The 18,179-nt window shown below is 55.3% G+C and carries 15 protein-coding genes and 1 other annotated feature; of the genes, 13 read left to right on the plus strand and 2 right to left on the minus strand.

The features are described 5' to 3' along the window. The first annotated feature begins 76 nt into the window (after nt 1-76). Nucleotides 77-3,469: a mechanosensitive channel MscK gene (mscK, locus tag ACMV5I_RS21080; RefSeq protein ID WP_121606061.1), complete on the plus strand. Its 3,393-nt coding sequence runs from the start codon at nt 77-79 to the stop codon at nt 3,467-3,469. Between the two features lie 30 nt (nt 3,470-3,499). Here mscK and rsmS read toward each other — a convergent pair whose 3' ends face one another. Together rsmS and priC are read right to left on the minus strand one after the other, a co-directional pair. Further along, on the minus strand, nt 3,500-3,679 hold the full coding sequence (rsmS, locus tag ACMV5I_RS21085) for a pleiotropic regulatory protein RsmS (protein ID WP_021180129.1): 180 nt from the start codon (nt 3,677-3,679) through the stop codon (nt 3,500-3,502). Between the two features lie 132 nt (nt 3,680-3,811). Continuing rightward, nucleotides 3,812-4,348: a primosomal replication protein PriC gene (gene priC / locus ACMV5I_RS21090; protein ID WP_024484404.1), complete on the minus strand. Its 537-nt coding sequence runs from the start codon at nt 4,346-4,348 to the stop codon at nt 3,812-3,814. Nucleotides 4,349-4,495: 147 nt separating this feature from the next. On the opposite strand from priC, the gene ACMV5I_RS21095 reads away from it, so the two are divergent. From ACMV5I_RS21095 to ACMV5I_RS21150, 12 genes are all read left to right on the plus strand, one after another. Continuing rightward, nucleotides 4,496-4,876 (plus strand): DUF454 family protein, encoded by a 381-nt coding sequence (locus tag ACMV5I_RS21095; protein WP_414825201.1) that lies wholly within the window; start codon nt 4,496-4,498, stop codon nt 4,874-4,876. A gap of 147 nt (nt 4,877-5,023) precedes the next feature. Beyond that, nucleotides 5,024-5,575 carry an adenine phosphoribosyltransferase gene (gene apt / locus ACMV5I_RS21100; RefSeq protein ID WP_021180126.1) on the plus strand — a complete coding sequence of 184 codons (552 nt, stop codon included), beginning with the start codon at nt 5,024-5,026 and terminating at the stop codon, nt 5,573-5,575. A 190-nt stretch (nt 5,576-5,765) separates the two neighbouring features. Further along, nucleotides 5,766-6,716: an Rpn family recombination-promoting nuclease/putative transposase gene (locus ACMV5I_RS21105; protein WP_414825202.1), complete on the plus strand. Its 951-nt coding sequence runs from the start codon at nt 5,766-5,768 to the stop codon at nt 6,714-6,716. 325 nt (nt 6,717-7,041) lie between these two features. Further along, nucleotides 7,042-8,994, plus strand: coding sequence for a DNA polymerase III subunit gamma/tau (gene dnaX / locus ACMV5I_RS21110; RefSeq protein ID WP_284121123.1), 1,953 nt, complete (start codon nt 7,042-7,044; stop codon nt 8,992-8,994). Then, nucleotides 8,327-8,391 (plus strand) — a sequence feature (DnaX frameshifting element). Its footprint overlaps the gene before it by 65 nt. A gap of 40 nt (nt 8,995-9,034) precedes the next feature. Further along, entirely contained in the window at nt 9,035-9,364 is a 330-nt protein-coding gene (locus ACMV5I_RS21115; protein WP_021180123.1) for a YbaB/EbfC family nucleoid-associated protein, read from the plus strand. Next, nucleotides 9,364-9,969: a recombination mediator RecR gene (gene recR, locus ACMV5I_RS21120; protein ID WP_024484410.1), complete on the plus strand. Its 606-nt coding sequence runs from the start codon at nt 9,364-9,366 to the stop codon at nt 9,967-9,969. Before ACMV5I_RS21115 ends, recR begins: the two co-directional genes overlap by 1 nt. 144 nt (nt 9,970-10,113) lie before the next feature. Further along, complete coding sequence (gene htpG / locus ACMV5I_RS21125; RefSeq protein ID WP_037375256.1) at nt 10,114-11,979, plus strand: molecular chaperone HtpG; 1,866 nt, start codon at nt 10,114-10,116, stop codon at nt 11,977-11,979. A gap of 247 nt (nt 11,980-12,226) precedes the next feature. Beyond that, entirely contained in the window at nt 12,227-12,871 is a 645-nt protein-coding gene (adk, locus tag ACMV5I_RS21130) for an adenylate kinase (RefSeq protein WP_021805452.1), read from the plus strand. Nucleotides 12,872-12,983: 112 nt separating this feature from the next. Further along, nucleotides 12,984-14,117: a sugar diacid recognition domain-containing protein gene (locus tag ACMV5I_RS21135; protein ID WP_024484411.1), complete on the plus strand. Its 1,134-nt coding sequence runs from the start codon at nt 12,984-12,986 to the stop codon at nt 14,115-14,117. Between the two features lie 135 nt (nt 14,118-14,252). Next, nucleotides 14,253-15,401 carry a glycerate kinase gene (locus tag ACMV5I_RS21140; RefSeq protein WP_414825203.1) on the plus strand — a complete coding sequence of 383 codons (1,149 nt, stop codon included), beginning with the start codon at nt 14,253-14,255 and terminating at the stop codon, nt 15,399-15,401. A gap of 126 nt (nt 15,402-15,527) precedes the next feature. Next, complete coding sequence (gene hemH / locus ACMV5I_RS21145; protein WP_021805449.1) at nt 15,528-16,490, plus strand: ferrochelatase; 963 nt, start codon at nt 15,528-15,530, stop codon at nt 16,488-16,490. A 169-nt stretch (nt 16,491-16,659) separates the two neighbouring features. Beyond that, nucleotides 16,660-17,964, plus strand: coding sequence for an inosine/guanosine kinase (locus ACMV5I_RS21150; protein ID WP_024528411.1), 1,305 nt, complete (start codon nt 16,660-16,662; stop codon nt 17,962-17,964). Nucleotides 17,965-18,179: the final 215 nt, after the last annotated feature.

Consider the following 18,179-nt stretch of genomic DNA (forward strand, 5'->3'; position numbering starts at 1 on the left):
GCAATGCTTTTCTTATTCATCGCCGACCTGCGATCGTGATAACCTTGACGCTTGATTGTTAAACCGACGCTAAATCATGAGTCGCAGGCGTATTCTCCCCGTAGTCCAAACTGTTTCCTTGTCTTACGCGGCGGATAAATTCCGCATTATTACGCTATGGTTTTTGTTGTTGGCGGCGCTGGTTCTGCCTTTGGGCGCGTTCGCGGCACAGAGCGGCGACCTCCCTGCGCGCAGTGACATTCAGAGCCAGATAGAGGCGCTGAACAAGCAAAAAAACCTGACGCCGGTTGAAAAACTATCCCTGCAGGATTTAACCCGCACGATGGAGTTGCTGGACGGCCTCGATCGCACCAAGCAAGAGCTCAATCAGCTTAAACAGCAGGTTCAGCAGGCACCGGCCAAATTACAGCAGGTCACGCGCGATCTGGAATCGCTGAAGAACCCGGCTGATGAAGCGGTGACGCGAGCCGAACTGTTGCCGCTGTCCCTGCGTCAGTTGGAAAGCCGCCTGTACCAAACGTTGGACGAACTGCAGGACACGCAAGAAAGCCTCTCCACCTACAACAGCCAACTCATCTCATTACAGACCCAGCCCGAACGTGTGCAAAGTAGTATGTACACCGCCTCCCAGCGCCTGCAGGAAATCCGTAATCTCCTTAGCGATCGCGCGCCGGGGCAAGAGGTGTTACGCAACACCCAACAGGTCATGCTTACTACGGAGCAGGTGTTGCTGAATGACGAGATAGACCTGCAACGAAGAAGGTTGGAGGCTAATACCACGCTACAGGATCTGCTCCAGAAGCAGCGCGATTACACCACTATGAACATCGACGCCCTGGATCGTCGGGTGCAGGTATTACAGGATGTGGTAAATAGCAAACGGCTGACGCTGTCGGAAAAAACGGCGAAAGAGGCGCAGAATCCGGAGGATGCCAGCGATATCCAGAGCGACAAGCTGGTGAGCAAAGAGCTGAACATCAACCGTCAAATCAGCCAGCGGCTGATCACCGCCACGCAAGAGAGTAATACCCTGTTCCAGCAAAATATTCAGGTGAAAAACTGGCTCGATCGCGGCCTGCAATCGGAACAAAACCTGAAAGAGCAGATCCAGGTGTTGAAGGGGAGCCTGGTGCTGTCGCGCATTCTTTATCAGCAGCAGCAAAACCTGCCGCCGGGTACATTGGTAGCGGATATGAGTACTCATATTGCGGACTTACGGTTGGAGCAGTTTGAGATCAACCAGCAGCGCGATGAGTTGTTCAAGGGCGATGACTTCATCAACAAACTGGTGGCGGACAGTAAGGAAAAGGCCAACGGTGACGTGCTTGACGCCTTGAATGAAATTGTCGATATGCGTCGTGAGCTGCTCGATCAACTGAATAAACAGCTCAATAACCAACTGTCGTTGGCTATCAACCTGCAGATTAATCAGCAGCAACTGACCAGCGTCTATAGCTCGGTACAGGACACGCTGACCCAGCAGATTTTCTGGGTTAACAGCAACAAACCTATCGATTTCGCCTGGCTCAAGGGGCTGCCCGGCGCGGTGAAAGAACAACTGGCTGGGCTGGATTTTAAATTCGAACCCGGGCAGTTGCTGTTAGGCGGGCTGCATGCCCTGGTGTTCCTGATCCCATTGCTGGTAGTGATTGGCCTACTGCGCTGGCGCTACCGCCTGATTGACAGGCATCTGCAAAAGCTTGCCAATGACGTCGGCCAGCTAAAGCGCGATAGCCAACTGCATACGCCGAAAGCCATTCTGCTCACCTTATTAAAGGTGTTACCGGGTTCTTTACTGCTGCTCGGTGCCGGGTTCTGGTTCTATCGGGCCGATTTCAGCATCAGCGACTTTATCTGGGCCTTGTCACAACAGCTGGCGCTGTTCTGGCTGGTGTTTGGCTTCACTTTCCGCATGCTGGCTCCGGGGGGTATTTCGCAGCGGCATTTTAATATCCCGGCCGATCGCTGTGCGCACTATCGCCGCCAGACCCTCAGGTTGGGGCTGGCCCTGTTACCGCTGATCTTCTGGTCAGTGCTGGGAGAAAAAGCACCGCTGAGATTGGTCGAAGATGTTATTGGCCAGGTGGTGGTGATCCTGACATTGGCGCTATTAGCGGTGCTGGTGTTCCCCATCTGCCGCGACCATTGGCGTGAAAAAGACTCCCATAAGGTGCGGTTGCTGATGGTCACCGCGCTGGCTGCCACACCGGTGATCCTGCTAGGGCTGATGTTTGCCGGTTACTTCTATACCACGTTACGTTTGGCTGGCCGTTGGATCGATAGCCTGTATCTGTACTTCCTGTGGAATATCGTTTATCTGGCAGCGATCCGTGGCCTGAGCGTCGCAGCTCGTCGGTTGGCCTATCGCCGTGCCCTGGCGCGCCGCCAAAACCAGGCCAAAGAGAAAGAGGGAGCCGAAGGCAACGAGCCGGTAGAGGAACCCCCTCTGGCGCTGGATCAAATCAACCAGCAGTCGCTGCGTTTGACCACCATGGTGTTGTTTCTGATCTTCGCCAGTGCGTTTTATGCGATATGGTCGGATCTGGTAACGGTGATCTCTTACCTCGACAGCGTTACCCTATGGCATTACTCCAGCAGTGTGGCGGGCAGTGTGATACCGCAGGCGGTAACGCTGGGCAATATGATGGTGGCCGTCCTGGCGGTGATCGTCGCTTATGTCATGACGCGTAACCTGCCGGGTTTACTGGAAGTGCTGGTGTTATCCCGCCTGCAGTTGCGGCAGGGGGCGTCTTACGCCATCACCACCATTCTGACCTATCTGATCACGGCGGTGGGGACCATCACTGCGTTAGGATCGCTGGGCGTCTCTTGGGACAAACTCCAGTGGCTGGTGGCGGCGCTGTCGGTAGGTTTGGGCTTCGGTTTACAGGAAATTTTTGCCAACTTTGTTTCCGGCCTGATCATCCTGTTTGAACGCCCGGTGCGGATCGGCGATACCATCACCATCGGCACGTACTCCGGGACGGTCAGCAAGATCCGTATTCGCGCCACCACCATTACGGACTTTGATCGCAAAGAAGTGATCATCCCTAACAAAGCGTTTGTCACCGAGCGGCTGATTAACTGGTCACTGTCAGACACCATTACCCGCGTGCTGATTAAAGTGGGGGTGGCCTATGGCTCCGATCTGGACAAGGTCAAGGCGGTGCTGTTGCAAGCCGCGCATGAAAACCCGCGCGTGATGACGGATCCTGAGCCGATGGTCTTTTTCCTCAACTTTGGCGCAAGCACGCTGGATCATGAGCTGCGGTTATACGTGCGTGAGCTGCGCGATCGTAGCTATACCGTGGATGAACTGAACCGGGCGATTGACCGCCTATGCCGTGAGAACGACATTAATATCGCCTTCAACCAGTTGGAAGTGTATCTGCATAATCAGCAGGGCAACGAAGTGCAGGAGGTCAAGCGGACGCAGGTTCCAGGCATCGGTGATCAACCCGCGGTGTAGGAACCTGACAAGAACGCTAGCGGGCCATGATCATTGGCCCGCGGGCAAATATGGTGAGGTGATGCCCGCACGCTGCATCTTTTCCTGATAGTCTTTTCTGACGATATCCAGCGCGGCCAGCGCCGTTGCCGGATCGATCTCGTTGCATTCCAGCAGGTAAATCAAGTCTACCGCCAGTTGTAATTCTGGGGAGGCATTCTCTAGCGACATAAGTCCAACGTTTGTGTTAGTAAAGGGTTCTTCCCGTGTTTTAAACGCGGGAGAGACGGGATTGTGCTTTGGCTGAGTATAGTGAACCTGGCGCGGGGAGGGGAATAATCATTAAAATAATGTGACAAATATTCAAAAACCGTTTTCTTTTCTCTCGATACTGCGCTCTATGCGCGCCAACGCTTGCCGACAACGCACTAATCTGCCCTCGAATGCGGCCAGTTCCTGTTGTAATTTCTTCTGCGCGGCGAAGGTGGTCTGTTGCCCTAACAGACTTTCACGGTCCTGGATCATGGCGATCAGGCGGCGTTCATAATCCTGATGTTCGGCGAGCTTATGGTACAAATCGACCACCGCCACTTCCTTTGGCTGATTTTTACGCCGTATTGTCTGGGTCGCCATCTCGCGTTGTAACGCGGTGAGCTGTGCCACCAGCTTTTCTGCCAGAAAGGCGACGTGAGCGGTACGGTTGTCTTTTACCGCCGTTTGTAGCTGGGCAAAGTTCTTTTGTATCTCGGCCAGATAATCTCGTAACCGCGTGCCGTGGTTGGAGAACAGGGCAACGTCAAACCGCGCCTGCGAGATAGGGGTATCACCTCGCGGTTGGATTTCGCTGGCCAGGGCGGCGATCTGTTGTTCAAGCGCCTGTAATAAGCGGTGCGTAGTCACGTGAGATCCTTCGATAAGGCAGTAAGTGCCTAAGCTTGCCCGTGAAAGGGCGATCAGACAAGCTCCGGATGGATAAAGCCGCCAACTGGCAGCATTATGGCCAAGGATGCTACAGTAAACGGGCCATCATGATAGGTAAGGACAGGCATGACTCGTTGGTTGTTGATTATACTGGGTTGGTTAGCCGTGGTGCTGGCAACGTTGGGCGTGGTGCTGCCACTGCTGCCAACGACCCCATTTCTGTTGCTGGCTGCCTGGTGCTTTGCACGTTCTTCACCGCGTTTTCATCATTGGTTGCTGTATCGCTCCTGGTTCGGTTCTTATTTGCGCCATTGGCAACAGCATAAGGCGTTACCGCCTGGAGCCAAGTGGAAAGCGGTGCTGGTTATTGTAGTGACGTTTGCCGCTTCCCTCTGGTTGGTGAACCTTTGGTGGGTGCGAGGTGTACTGCTGGCGATCCTGGTTATTTTGCTGGCTTTTATGCTCCGGCTGCCAGTTATTGACCTGCCGCAACAAAAACAGCGCTGATCGTGCGGCGTCAGTTGCATTTATCCGCCTTTTTGCATAGATTTGGGCGTTTTCGTGCGCAGGTTTCCTCCCGACGTTTTTTTGTTCAAAGCGTGGTGATTGAAGGCCTGTGTGGAAGTTATCAGGTAGTTTTATCAGGCAATAACTATGACCGCGACTGCGCAACAGCTTCAGTATATTAGAGACAGTATCAAAACCATTCCCGACTATCCGAAGCCGGGTATTCTGTTCCGTGATGTGACCAGCCTGTTGGAAAACCCGCTGGCGTATGCTTCCAGTATTGAACTGCTGGTCGAACGTTACCGCGATACGGGCGTCACCAAGGTGGTGGGTACTGAAGCGCGTGGTTTCCTGTTCGGCGCACCGGTGGCGTTGGCGCTGGGCGTTGGCTTTGTGCCGGTACGCAAACCGGGCAAATTGCCGCGTGCGACGCTGAGCGAAAGTTATGAGCTGGAATACGGCACCGACAAGCTGGAAATTCACACCGACGCTATTGTTGCTGGCGACAAAGTCCTGGTCGTTGACGATCTGCTGGCCACCGGTGGCACGATCGAAGCCACCGCCACGCTGATCCGCCGTTTGGGTGGTGAAGTGACAGATGCGGCATTTATTATCAATCTGCCGGACCTCGGGGGCGAAACGCGCCTGAATAATCTGGGTATTAATTGCTACTGCCTGCTCGACTTCGCCGGGCATTGATACCTTCGATAGACAACCCCGTGGTTCGCTGCGGGGTTGACGTATAACAGACACATCCCCGCGCGCTCTACTGCCTTCTATCCTCATAATTTCCTTACTGAAAACGCCAATATTTTGGCTCGCGACAACATTTTAACCTGCGGCTTCATATGATAAGGTTCATTCAGGTTTGGTTGAAAAGCGAGCGATTATGAAAAAAAACAGCAAACTCAATTTACACGATGCGGTATTCAAACAGTTTCTAATGCACCCAGGGACAGCACAGGATTTCCTCGAAATCCATCTGCCAGCAGAACTACGTAAGATTTGCGACCTCAGCACTCTGAAGCTTGAATCCGGTTCTTTTGTTGAGGACGATCTACGACAGTATTTCAGTGATGTTCTCTATAGCCTGAAAACGACGGCGGGTTATGGGTACATTCATGTACTTATCGAACATCAGTCAACGCCAGATCAACATATGGCCTTCAGGCTGCTGCGTTATTCCATCGCCGCCATGCAGCGTCATCTTGTGGCCGGGCACAAAAAGCTACCACTGGTTATTCCTATACTGTTCTACGCTGGCAAACGTAGCCCGTACCCGTATTCAACCAATTGGTTGCAGGAGTTTGACGCTCCTGAGCTGGCGAAAAAACTCTACGGTGCTGATTTTCCTGTGGTGGATGTCACCGTTATTCCCGATGATGAAATTATGAATCACCGCAGCATGGCCGCACTGACGCTGTTGCAGAAACATATCCACCAACGCGACATCACAGAACTGACCGACCGGCTAGCGACCATCCTGCTGGCGGGATATCTTTCTTCGCAACAGGTGATATCGTTGGTACACTATTTAGTACAGGCTGGCGAAACCGCTGACGCCGAAGCCTTTGTACGCGAGCTGGCACAACGAGTGCCCGAACACGGAGACGAACTAATGACTATCGCACAACAGCTGGAGCAGAAAGGCAGAATTGCAGGTCGAGAAGAGGGCCGAATTGCTGGGCTTGAAGAAGGACGTGAAGAAGGCCGCGAAGAAGGTGTTCTGCTAGGTAAGCTGGACGTCGCTCGTAGCCTACTCAAAATGGGCATGGCTCGTGAGGCCGTGCTTGAGGCAACGGGTTTGACCGAAGACGAGCTGGCCCAGATTCGTCACTAAAACTTTAACGGCTGGCGTTCGTTGGCCGTTTCAACTCGATAGCTCTTCCCTGTCAAACACAGTATAAATTCTTTCAGGTGGTTAACCTTCGCCAAGGTGTTTTCCTGTCATTGACTGGCCACCAAGCTCGCGTCTGGCAGGCATGATGCAAAGTTATAGGAATGACGGCGGGCGTACTGTTACACTAAAGTGTGAGTGTCCATCGGACGATAAAGGGTATCGGTTCAACCTCGGTACCCAGCAGGCTGCTCACATGGCAATGTCCTCGACGTTGTGATGTACTACTTGGGTTGAAATTACTCCATAAATCAGTGATGAAGTCTTAATGAGCTATCAGGTTCTTGCCCGTAAGTGGCGCCCCCAAACGTTTGCAGAGGTTGTCGGACAAGAGCATGTCCTGACGGCGCTGGCTAATGGCCTCTCTCTGGGGCGGATCCATCACGCCTATCTGTTCTCCGGCACGCGCGGCGTGGGTAAAACCACCATTGCGCGGCTGCTGGCCAAAGGTTTGAATTGCGAAACAGGCATCACCGCGACGCCCTGTGGCCAATGTGATAACTGCCGTGAGATTGAGCAGGGGCGCTTTGTCGATCTGATCGAGATCGATGCCGCCTCCAGAACCAAAGTGGAAGATACTCGCGATCTGCTCGATAACGTGCAATACGCCCCGGCGCGTGGCCGTTTCAAGGTTTACCTGATCGATGAAGTCCACATGCTCTCGCGCCACAGCTTCAATGCGTTGCTGAAAACGCTGGAAGAGCCGCCTGCACACGTCAAGTTCCTGCTGGCGACCACCGATCCGCAGAAGCTGCCGGTCACTATTCTTTCCCGCTGCCTGCAATTCCATCTTAAAGCAATGGACGTGGAACAAATCCGCACCCAGTTGGAAACCGTCTTGCTGGCAGAGCACATCACCAGCGATGCCCGCGCGTTGCAACTGCTGGCGCGCGCCGCAGATGGCAGTATGCGTGATGCCCTCAGCCTGACCGACCAGGCGATTGCCATGGGGCAAGGGCAGGTGACGACCGACACCGTCAGCCAGATGCTGGGGACGTTGGATGATGAGCAGCCGCTGGCCATCCTGGAAGCCCTGGTGAGTGCCGACGGCGAAAAAGTGATGGCGCAGGTCGCCCAGGCGGCGTCACGCGGCGTGGATTGGGAAAACCTGCTGGTGGAAACGCTGGCGCTGCTGCACCGCATTGCGATGGTGCAGTTGCTACCCGCGGTGCTGGACAACCATTACGCTGCGATTGAGCAGCGGTTACGTGAGCTGGCGCGCACCCTGCCGCCAACGGACGTACAGCTTTATTATCAAACCTTGCTGGTTGGCCGCAAAGAGTTGGCCTTTGCCCCGGATCGCCGTATGGGCGTTGAGATGACCCTGCTGCGCGCGCTGGCGTTTCACCCCAAAGCGGTGATCCCAGAGCCGGTGGCCATGGTGCAGACCGCGCCCGCACAGCCGCAGGGGAATATGGCCGTTGCGCCACCTTCACCCTATCCGGATGTTCCTCCTCCCTTAGGGCAGGCTGCGCCGCCGCAGAATACTCAACCAACAAATTTACCGGATGCTACCGCGCAGCTACTTAAAGCGCGAACCCAGTTGCTGCGGCAACAGGGGGCATCCACCGCAAAAAAGAATGAGCCGGCGGCGCCAGGAATAGCGCGGCCGGCTAACTCGGCACTAGAGCGTTTAGCCTCGGTAACCGAACGCAGCCAGAAGCGTCAGGCCGAAAAGATCGTGACGGAGAAGCCGGCCAAGCCGGAGGCCTATCGCTGGCGTGCGCTTACCGAACCTGAAGCCGCGCCGGAACCGCTGGCCACGCCAAAAGCGTTGCGTACGGCGCTTGAACATGAAAAAACGCCTGAGCTGTCGGCTAAACTGGTGGTTGAGTCCATCGAGCGCGATCCTTGGGCGGCAGAGATCGACCAGCTAAAAATACCGAAACTGGTGCAGCAACTGGCGTTAAACGCCTTTAAGCAGCAGTTGGCTCCGGACAGCATTTGTCTCCACCTGCGGTCTTCGCAGCGTCATCTGAATTCGCCTTCGGCGCAGAAGACGCTGGCGCAGGCACTCAGTGAGTTACATGGCCGCACGGTTGAACTCAGCGTGGTGGAAGACGATAATCCGGCGGAGCGGACTCCGCTGGAGTGGCGGCAAGCCATTTATGAAGAAAAACTGGCACAGGCTCGCCAGTCCATCGTTGCGGATACCAATATCCAGACCCTGCGTCGGTTCTTCGATGCAGATCTGGATGAAGAGAGTATTCGCCCTATTTAACGCGGCGCACAGTGCGCGGCCAATGCTATGAGAGACGACTATGTTTGGTAAAGGCGGTATGGGTAACTTGATGAAGCAAGCCCAGCAAATGCAAGAAAAGATGCAGCAGATGCAGGAAGAAATTGCCAAATTGGAAGTGACTGGTGAATCCGGCGCAGGCCTGGTGAAAGTGACCATCAACGGTGCGCATAACTGCCGCCGGGTAGAAATCGACCCAAGCCTGATGGAAGACGACAAAGAGATGCTGGAAGATCTGATCGCTGCCGCTTTCAATGACGCAGCACGTCGCATCGAAGAAACCCAGAAAGAGAAGATGGCGTCGGTTTCCAGCGGGATGCAGTTGCCGCCAGGCTTTAAGATGCCGTTCTGATGCAAACCAGCCCGCTCCTTGAATCATTGATGGAGGCACTGCGCTGCCTGCCGGGCGTTGGCCCGAAGTCGGCGCAGCGTATGGCGTTCCAACTGCTGCAGCGCGATCGCAGCGGCGGGATGCGGCTGGCACAGGCGCTGACCCGTGCCATGTCCGAGATCGGCCATTGTGCCGATTGCCGTACCTTCACCGAGCAGGATACCTGCACCATTTGCAATAATGTGCGCCGCCAGCAAAACGGCCAGATTTGCGTAGTGGAGAGCCCGGCGGATATTCACGCCATCGAGCAGACCGGCCAGTTTGCCGGGCGCTACTTTGTGCTGATGGGCCATCTGTCACCGTTAGACGGCATCGGCCCTGGCGATATCGGCCTGGATCGGCTGGAGCAACGGCTGGAGAAGGAAACCATCACCGAAGTGATCCTGGCCACCAACCCTACGGTGGAAGGGGACGCCACGGCCAACTACATCGCCGAGATGTGTGGCCAGTATGGCGTGCTTGCCAGCCGCATTGCCCACGGAGTTCCGGTAGGTGGTGAACTGGAAATGGTGGACGGCACCACGCTGTCACACTCCCTGGCCGGACGCCACGCGATCAAATTCTGATGATTCTGTACGGGGCAGCCCTCTGCCCCGTCATTCAGTTGACAAAAAATTCCCCCGCCAGCCGCTTGAAAAACCACAGAGTTAACCCCATCTGATCCTCATTGCATGATTTGGTCATTACTGTCTTTGAGGTAATCAATGAGTATGAAAGGTCAAGAAACCCGTGGGTTCCAGTCTGAAGTCAAACAACTGCTTCATTTGATGATCCATTCGCTGTACTCCAATAAAGAAATCTTCCTGCGTGAGCTGATCTCCAACGCCTCCGATGCGGCGGACAAGCTGCGTTTCCGCGCGCTTTCCAAACCGGAACTGTATGAAGGTGATGGCGAGCTGCGCGTGCGTCTGTCTTTCGACAAAGAGAAGCGTACTCTGACGATTGCCGATAACGGCATCGGTATGAGCCGCGAAGAAGTGATCGAAAACCTGGGGACGATTGCCAAGTCTGGTACCAAGGCCTTCCTGGAGTCTATCGGCTCCGACCAGGCGAAAGACAGCCAACTGATCGGTCAGTTCGGCGTGGGCTTCTACTCGGCGTTCATCGTGGCGGACAAAGTCACCGTACGCACCCGCGCGGCAGGTGCTGCGGAAGATCAAGGGGTGTACTGGGAGTCTGCCGGTGAAGGTGATTACACCATCGCCGATATCAGCAAGGCCGATCGCGGCAGCGAAATTACCCTGCACCTGCGTGAAGGCGAAGACGAATACCTCGACGGCTGGCGTCTGCGCTCGGTGATTGGCAAATATTCCGATCACATTGCGCTGCCGGTAGAGATCGAAACCAAGAATGAAGAAGACGGCACCGTCACCTGGGAGAAAATCAACAAGGCGCAAGCGTTGTGGACTCGCAGCAAAGCTGACGTGACCGAAGAAGAGTACAAAGAGTTCTACAAGCACATTGCCCATGACTTTACCGATCCGCTGAGCTGGAGCCACAACCGCGTGGAAGGTAAGCAGGAGTACACCAGCCTGCTGTACATCCCGGCCCAGGCGCCGTGGGATATGTGGAATCGTGATCACAAACACGGCCTGAAGCTATACGTTCAGCGCGTGTTTATCATGGATGACGCCGAGCAGTTCATGCCGAACTACCTGCGCTTTGTCCGCGGCCTGATCGATTCCAACGATCTGCCACTGAACGTTTCGCGCGAAATCCTGCAGGACAGCCGTGTTACCCAGAACCTGCGTGGCGCGCTGACCAAACGTGTGTTGCAGATGCTGGACAAGCTGGCCAAAGACGATGCGGAAGCCTACCAGAAGTTCTGGCAGCAATTCGGTATGGTACTGAAAGAAGGCCCAGCGGAGGATGGCGGCAACAAAGAGGCCATCGCCAAACTGCTGCGCTTTGCTTCTACGCACAATGACAGCTCGGCGCAAACCGTCTCGCTGGAAGAGTACGTTGGCCGCATGACCGAAGGCCAGGACAAGATTTACTACATCACCGCCGACAGTTATGCCGCCGCCAAGAGCAGCCCGCACCTGGAGCTGTTCCGCAAGAAAGGCATCGAAGTTCTGCTGCTGTCTGACCGTATCGACGAGTGGATGATGAGCTACCTGACCGAGTTTGACGGTAAGGTGTTCCAGTCGGTCAGCAAAGCGGATGAAGCGCTGGATAAACTGGCGGATGAAACCGAAGAGCAGAAAGAGGCCGAGAAGCAGCTGGAGCCGTTTATCGAGCGGGTCAAGACGCTGTTGGGTGAGCGCGTGAAGGACGTGCGTCTGACGCACCGCCTGACGGATACCCCGGCCATCGTTACCACCGATGCCGACGAGATGAGCACCCAGATGGCCAAACTGTTTGCCGCTGCGGGCCAAGCCGCGCCGGAAGTGAAGTATATCTTCGAGCTGAACCCAGAGCATGCGTTGGTCAAACGCGCATCCGATGTGGGCGATAACGAACAATTTGCCGAATGGATCGATCTGCTGTTGGATCAGGCCCTGCTGGCAGAGCGTGGGACGCTGGAAGATCCAAACCAGTTTATCCGCCGCATGAATAAGCTGTTGTCCGCTTAATCAGCAAAATACGCCCCAGACCCTAGGGTTTGGGGCGTAATCTCTTCTATTCCCGTCAAATTTTTCTCCTGCTTGCCTCGTTTCAGCCTGATCTTTCCGCAACCGATTTCCTCTCGCTACCTTGAGCCAACCCCCTCAGAAATGGTAAGGTTGAGTGTTTTCGAAATTTAATAAAAACTCAAACCCGATAGACTTCCGGCCGCGGCCCGAAGAATGAAGGGAAATACATAGCAAGGGGATTTACGCAATGCGTATCATTCTGCTGGGCGCTCCAGGCGCTGGTAAAGGCACTCAGGCTCAATTCATCATGGAGAAATACGGCATTCCGCAAATCTCCACGGGCGATATGTTGCGCGCAGCCGTTAAGGCCGGTTCTGAGCTGGGCAAAAAGGCGAAAGAAATCATGGACGCCGGCAAGCTGGTGACCGATGAGCTGGTTATTGCGCTGGTCAAAGAGCGTATTACCCAGGAAGACTGCCGTAACGGTTTCCTGCTGGACGGTTTCCCACGCACCATTCCACAGGCCGATGCGATGAAAGAAGCCGGCATTAAAGTGGATTACGTGCTGGAGTTCGACGTGCCGGACGAACTGATCGTCGATCGTATCGTTGGCCGCCGCGTGCATGCGCCATCTGGCCGCGTGTACCACATCAAATTCAATCCGCCGAAGGTAGAAGGGAAAGACGACGCCACCGGCGAAGAGCTGACCACCCGTAAAGACGATCAGGAAGAGACCGTGCGTAAGCGCCTGGTGGAATACCATCAGATGACCGCGCCGCTGGTGTCTTACTATCATAAAGAAGCCGAGGCGGGTAATACGTCTTACCACAAGATCGATGGCACCCGTAAGGTGACGGAAGTGAGCGCTGAGCTGGCGGCCATTCTGGGCTAATCGGTGTCAAGGCTGTAGAAAACGCTGGGCTTGCTGTTGCTGCCCGGCGTTTTTTTTTGCCGCTTCATGATAGCTTACAGGTGCCACCGTTTCGTTCGACAGGAAGAGCCGCATGCCCAGGCAGACAAATTTTTTGCAAGAAGCGACCGCGCGCCAGATCGTGCAACGTGCGATGAGCATCATTCACCATTCGGTCAACGTGATGGACAGCAACGGCGTCATCATTGCTTCCGGCAACGCCTCGCGCCTGTATCAGCGCCACGAAGGGGCGGTATTGGCCCTGACCGAAAACCGGGTGGTGGAGATAGATGAGGCCACGGCACAACATCTGAAGGGCGTGCAGCCCGGCATCAATCTGCCATTCAGTTTCCGCAATCAACTGGTGGGCGCGATTGGGGTTTCCGGCGATCCGGCCCAGGTGCGAGCCTATGGCGAACTGGTAAAAATGGCGGCGGAGCTGATGGTGGAACAGGCTGCGATGCTCGATCAACATCAGTGGGAAAAGCGTTACCGGGAAGAGCTGGCCAACCAACTGCTGCAAGGACACAGTGAACCCGGTTCGCGCGAGGCGATGGCGGCCTATTTAGAGCTGGATCTGCAACAGCCACGCATTGTCTGGCTGCTTGAGCTGTATGAGCCGCAGCCGCAGGTACTGAGAGGCTTGCTGGCAGAGCTGGAGATCACTCAGCGTGAGGCGCTTATCACCATGACCAGCTTTAATGAACTGGTGCTCTTGCGTCCGGCCTGTATGAAACAGGGAGTGTGGGATGTGCAGCAGGAGCGCAAGCTAGCCCAGCAGCTCCAGCATGAGATCCAGCAACGCTTTGGCCTGCGGTTGATCGTCGGTGGCTTTTACAGTGGTGAGGAAGGCGTCTACCGCTCTATCCAGACCGCAAGGGCAGTGCAAACCATGGCGCACCGTCTCAAACTGGTCCAGCATACGCTGTTTTATGATGACTATCCTCTGCCCTCGCTGCTGTGCGATTTAGGGGAGGATTGGCGAGCCCAGGAGCTTTCACGGCCCTGGCGGCAATTGAGCGCTCAGGATGAAAAAGGGATGCTGAGAAACACGCTGCGCCACTATTTCAATCAGAATTGTGACCAAACCAAGACTGCGGCACAGCTGCATATTCACGTTAACACCCTGCGTTACCGCCTACAGCGCGTAGAAAAAACGACTGGCCTGAAGATCAATCAATTGGCGGACGTCTTGCAACTGTATATCGGTATGTTGATGCAGGATTGAATTGTGTGAATGCACAAAATAACGTTATTTTTTACCCTTTTGTTTGTGTCTATCGCTAAAGAATTTCCGTTGTCGGCAAGGTATGGTATTCACTAACCGATGCAGTGGCATCCTCTGAAGATTAAGGCACTGTCGATGAACACCCTACAGAAAGTGGTAATTGCCCCCGACTCCTTTAAAGAGAGCCTGAGTGCTCAGGGTGTCGCAGAAGCGATCGAGCGTGGTTTCCGGCAAATCTATCCGCAGGCGCACTATGTGTTGCTGCCCATGGCGGACGGAGGCGAGGGCACCGTCGATGCGATGGTGGCCGCCACCGGTGGGGAAATCATCAATGTGCAGGTGAGCGGGCCGCAGGGTAAACCTACAGCAGCATTTTATGGTCTGCTCGGGGAAGGGAAAACCGCAGTTATCGAAATGGCGGCCGCGTCCGGGCTGCATCTGGTGGCGGGTGACGAACGCGATCCGTTAGTGACCACCAGCTTTGGTACCGGTGAGCTGATCCTGGCAGCACTGCAACGCGGTGTAGACTCGATCATCTTGGGGATCGGCGGCAGCGCAACCAATGATGGCGGGGCGGGCATGATGCAGGCGCTGGGCGCTAAGCTCCTCGACCACCACAATCAAGAATTACGGCCCGGTGGCGCGGCGTTGGCGCAACTGGCGCATATCGATCTCAGCCAACTGGATCCCCGCTTGCAGCAGGTGAAGATCACGGTAGCCTGCGACGTGGATAACCCGCTGTGTGGCGATCACGGGGCTTCAGCAATCTTCGGCCCACAAAAAGGGGCCACGCCGGAGAAGGTGCGGCAACTGGACAAGGCGCTGCACCATTACGGCACGCTCCTGGAGCAGAGCACCGGACGCAAGGTATTGCAGGTGCCTGGCTCGGGTGCTGCCGGGGGCATGGGAGCGGCATTGATCGGTTTTCTGGCAGCTGAGCTGCGGCCAGGCATCGAAATCGTAATCGAAACGCTGCATCTGGAAGACGCGGTACGTAATGCTGACCTGGTGATCACTGGCGAAGGGCGGCTCGACAGCCAGTCGATCCACGGCAAAACCCCAATCGGCGTTGCGCGGGTAGCCAAGCGCCACCAATTACCGGTGATTGCCATTGCCGGTAGCCTGTCAAAAGACTATCAGGTAGTGCATCAACACGGCATCGATGCCGCTTTCTCGGTGATCGACCGCATCGTGACGCTGCCAGAGGCGCTGGCGGACGCGGCCCATAACCTGGAAGTCACGGCGCGCAACGTGGCTGCCGTCTGGCAGTTGGCGCAAAAATAACCCCTTTTTACCTGTTACTGATATAGGTTCCGGTCCGGCGCTTTTCCGTTACAATAGGCCGCATGAGTGGCTGTTAATACGCTGAGAAATAACAGGGTATTTGCCGGGAAGGACAAGGGGATCGGAATGAAGCAAGAGAAACACGGGGTATTGCTGGTGAATCTGGGTACGCCAGAGGCACCTACCCCGCAGGCGGTAAAACGCTATCTGAAAGAATTTCTCAGTGACAACCGGGTGGTCGACACTGCGCCGCTGATCTGGTGGCCAATTCTTAATGGCATCATTCTGCCGATCCGTTCACCGCGTGTGGCAAAACTTTATCAATCCGTCTGGATGGACGAAGGTTCGCCGTTGCTGGTCTATAGCCGCCGCCAACAGCGGGAGCTGGCAGCGCGTATGCCGAATACCCCGGTGGAACTGGGCATGAGCTACGGGTCACCCAGTCTGGCACAGGCGATCGACAACCTATTGGCGCAGGGCGTGACCAATCTGGTGGTGTTGCCGCTGTATCCGCAATACTCGTGTTCGACCAGCGCCGCAGTCTGGGATGGTGTTGCACGGGTGCTGAAAGGCTATCGCCGCCTGCCATCGATCGGCTTTATCCGTGACTATGCCGAGCACCCAGCGTATATCCTGGCCTTGCAGCAAAGCGTTGAGCGGGCGTTCGCCGAACACGGTAAGCCCGACCGCCTGGTGATGTCGTTCCACGGGATTCCCAAACGCTACGCCACTCTGGGTGACGATTACCCGCAACGCTGCGAAGATACCTACCGCGCGCTGGCTGCGGCCATACCGCTGGCCCCAGATCGGGTGATGATGACCTATCAATCGCGCTTCGGTCGGGAGCCCTGGCTGACGCCGTACACTGATGAAACCCTGAAGAGTCTGCCAGCGCAAGGCGTGAAGCATATCCAACTGATCTGCCCCGGCTTTTCTGCGGATTGCCTCGAAACGCTGGAGGAGATCAAAGAGCAGAACCGCGAAATCTTCCTGGAGGCGGGGGGCGAGAAGTTTGAATACATACCGGCACTTAATGATGACGCCGCCCATATCGATATGATGCAACAGCTGGTGGGGCAACGGCTGTAAATCAGGCTCAGATCCCTACTGTAGGGGCGCTGCATGCTGCGCCAGTTCAGATATCAACGCGTTAGTTCGGGTGCCTCTACAAATTCGGTAACATTGCTACTTTGTCATCAGCCTCAGGCAGGAATGTGCTAACATTCCTGCCTGTTCACCGCAACTCACCGCCAATCACATGAAATTTCCTGGTAAACGTAAATCCAAACATTATTTTCCGGTTAACGCACGCGATCCGCTATTGCAGCAGACACAGCCTGAAAATGAAGTCAGTACCTCTTATGTCGTCGGTATCGATCAGACGCTGGTGGATATCGAAGCTAAAGTGGATGACGCGTTTGTCGAACGCTACGGCCTTAGCCTGGGCCATTCGCTGGTCATTGAAGACGATGTTGCCGAGGCGCTGTATCAGGAACTGAGCGACAATAACCTGATCACTCATCAATTTGCCGGTGGCACTATCGGTAACACCCTGCACAACTACTCGGTACTGGCGGACGATCGTTCCGTGCTGCTCGGCGTGATGTGCAGCAACGTCAAAATTGGCAGCTATGCCTATCGTTATCTGTGTAACACCTCCAGCCGTACCGATCTTAACTACCTGCAAGCGGTGGATGGGGCCATTGGCCGCTGTTTTACGCTGATTAGCGAGAGCGGCGAACGCACCTTTGCCATCAGCCCAGGGCAGATGAACCAGCTACGCCCGGAAAGCATTCCTGAAGAGGTGATCGCAGGGGCTGCCGCGTTGGTACTGACCTCCTATCTGGTGCGTTGCAAACCCGGTGAGCCGATGCCGGAAGCCACCATGCAGGCGATCGCGTTTGCCAAAAAGCATGATGTACCGGTAGTGCTGACGCTGGGCACCAAGTACGTTATTGCGGATAACCCGGTGTGGTGGCGTGATTTTCTCAGGGAACATGTTTCCATTCTGGCGATGAATGAAGATGAGGCGTTGGAACTCACTGGGTTGAGCGATCCGCTAATGGCCTCAGAGATGGCATTGGACTGGGTAGATTTGGTGCTGTGTACCGCTGGGCCCAACGGCCTGTATATGGCGGGTTACACCGAAGAGGCCAACAAGCGTGAGACCCAGCATCCGCTGTTACCGGGCCATATCGCCGAGTTTAACCGCTTCGAATTCAGCCGTGCGATGCGCCGTGCAAGCTGTGAAAACGCACTCAAGGTCTATTCGCATATCGCCCCGTATATGGGCGGCCCGGAAAAGATCATGAATACCAACGGTGCGGGCGACGGTGCGCTGTCTGCTCTGCTGCACGATATTGCTGCTAACGGCTATCACCGCAACAACGTGCCAAACTCCAGCAAGCATGTGCGTAGCTACCTGACCTATTCGTCTTTGGCACAGGTATGTAAATACGCCAATCGCGTTAGCTATCAGGTGCTTAACCAGCACTCGCCACGTTTGACCCGTGGGTTGCCGGAGCGGGAAGACAGCCTGGAAGAGTCTTACTGGGAACGGTAACGAGTAGCGGATAGGGGCTTAATACTAGCCAGTCGAGTCTGATTTTCCCCTCACCCCGACCCTCTCCCACAGGGAGAGGGGCTGCTACAGCGACGTAGTCAGGTATAGTGAACGCTCTGTTTCCCACCACAAAAAGGGGGATTCAGTGCGAAGGTCAGGTAGGTTTCTGTAATTGATCGCGAACTCGATCGGTCCCCTCTCCCTGTGGGAGAGGG

This window comes from Serratia sp. T13T92 (assembly GCF_047530105.1).
Lineage (GTDB): Bacteria > Pseudomonadota > Gammaproteobacteria > Enterobacterales > Enterobacteriaceae > Chania > Chania fonticola.